The organism is Blautia sp. CAG:257 (assembly GCF_000433815.1).
Lineage (GTDB): Bacteria > Bacillota > Clostridia > Lachnospirales > Lachnospiraceae > Blautia_A > Blautia_A caecimuris.
Genome location: NZ_HF999124.1, coordinates 3,667 through 5,899 on the forward strand (window position 1 = coordinate 3,667; position 2,233 = coordinate 5,899).

2 protein-coding genes are annotated in these 2,233 nt (G+C 45.8%); both read left to right on the plus strand.

What is annotated here, in order from left to right:
• Window positions 1-1,247 (plus strand): pyruvate formate lyase family protein (locus QVP40_RS13935; protein ID WP_288200595.1); only part of this gene is annotated, 1,247 nt, incomplete at its 5' end.
• A gap of 2 nt (window positions 1,248-1,249) precedes the next feature.
• The gene (pflA, locus tag QVP40_RS13330) at window positions 1,250-1,990 is read left to right on the plus strand and encodes a pyruvate formate-lyase-activating protein (RefSeq protein WP_022068862.1); all 741 of its coding nucleotides are present in this window, start codon (window positions 1,250-1,252) and stop codon (window positions 1,988-1,990) included.
• Window positions 1,991-2,233 lie beyond the last annotated feature (243 nt).

Here is a 2,233-nt window from a genome sequence, read left to right on the forward strand (position 1 = left end):
TGGGTATTGACGGACGCCATATGGTAACAAAGAGTGATTTCCGTTTCCTTCATACACTGGAGGATATGGGACCGGCTCCGGAACCGAACCTTACTGTTCTTTATTCCTCCAGACTGCCTGAGAACTTTAAGAAATATGCTGCAAATATTTCTGTTACAACAAGTTCCATTCAGTATGAGAATGACGATGTAATGCGTCCGGTATGGGGCGATGACTACAGCATCTGCTGCTGTGTATCTGCTACAGAGACAGGTAAAGAGATCCAGTTCTTCGGCGCTCGTGCAAACCTTGCGAAATGTCTTCTTTATGCCATCAACGGCGGTGTTGACGAGAAGACAAAACAGCAGGTAGGACCTCAGTATCAGCCGATCACTTCTGAGTATCTTGACTATGACGAGGTAGTTCAGAAATATGATCAGATGATGGACTGGCTGGCTCATCTGTATGTTGGAACACTGAACATGATCCACTATATGCATGACAAATACTACTATGAAGCAGCAGAGATGGCTCTGATCGATACAAAGGTTGACCGTTCCTTTGCAACCGGTATCGCAGGTTTCTCTCATGTAGTAGATTCCCTGTCTGCAATTAAATATGCAAAGGTAAAAGCAATCCGTGATGAGGACGGAATTACAACAGACTTTATTGTTGAGGGAGATTTCCCACGCTATGGTAACGATGACGACAGAGCAGACGAGATCGCAACAAATCTTCTGTCTACTTTCCTCGGAAAGCTGAAACACATTCATACCTACCGTGATTCCAAACCTACCACATCCATCCTTACCATTACATCCAATGTTGTTTATGGTAAAGCTACAGGATCTCTTCCGGACGGAAGAAAAGCAGGCGAGCCTCTGGCTCCTGGCGCTAACCCGTCCTACGGAGCAGAGCAGAACGGACTTCTTGCTTCTCTGAACTCTGTTGCAAAGCTTGACTATGAAGATGCTCTTGACGGTATTTCCAATACTCAGACGATCAATCCGGATGCTCTGGGACACAATGATGAAGAACGTACAGACAACCTTGTTCACGTACTTGACGGATACTTTGATCAGGGCGCTCATCACCTGAACGTAAACGTATTTGGAAAAGAGAAGCTGATCGACGCTATGGAACACCCGGAAAAAGAAGAGTACGCAAACTTTACAATCCGTGTTTCCGGTTATGCAGTTAAATTTATCGACCTTACAAGAGAGCAGCAGATGGACGTTATTGCCAGAACCTGCCATGCAGAAATGTAAGGATGGATAAAAAAGAGATCAAAGGATATGTTCACTCACTGGAAAGCTTCGGGTCGGTTGACGGCCCGGGCGTCCGGTATGTGATCTTTTTAAGCGGCTGCGCCATGCGCTGTCAGTTCTGCCATAATCCGGATACCTGGAAGATGGGAGAAGGACAGGCATACACCCCTTCGGAGCTTTTAAAAAAAGCGCTGCGGTATAAAAATTACTGGGGAGATAAAGGCGGGATCACAGTCAGCGGAGGGGAACCTCTTCTGCAGATCGATTTCCTTACAGAATTTTTCCGTCTGGCAAAGGAAGCCGGCGTGCATACCACACTGGATACCAGCGCCAACCCTTATACGGAAAAAGAGCCTTTTTATTCCAAATGGCAGGAGCTGATGAAGTATACAGATCTTGTTCTTCTGGATATCAAGCAGATTGATGAGGAAGAGCATGTGAAGCTTACCGGCTGCACCAACACAAATATCCTTGCCATGGCAGAAAAGCTTTCGGAGATGGACAAGCCTGTATGGATCCGCCATGTGCTTGTGCCGGGCGGAAGTGATAACGACACATATCTTCACAGACTGGCCGATTTTATCAGAACCCTTAAAAATGTGGAGAGAGTAGAGGTTCTTCCCTATCATACTCTGGGAACCTTTAAGTGGGAGAAGCTGGGTATTCCCTATCCGTTGGAAGGAGTGAAGCCTCCAACAGAGGAACGTATCCGCAATGCCCGGGAGATTCTGGGAGCGATGTAACTGCCTGGAAATTCTTTCATAATAAAAATATAAGAATAAAGACTGCTGCAAGCAACCTGTAGTTTCGGAGCAAAATCTGCCGGAAGAGGGAAGCCTGCAGCAGTTTTTGTTTGTGACAGAAGCTAAGAACTGCTGTTTGCGAGGTGTTCCGACCGGAGTGCTGTGAACGGAGAAGTTAAGAAATTTTTTACTTGGCAGTATTGTAAGCGTCTGCTACAATGAAAGAAATAAATATATATAAGT

Bases quoted from the DNA above. Each gene is read 5' to 3' on its own strand.
- pflA (WP_022068862.1), top strand. From the start codon at position 1,250: ATGGATAAAAAAGAGATCAAAGGATATGTTCACTCACTGGAAAGCTTC.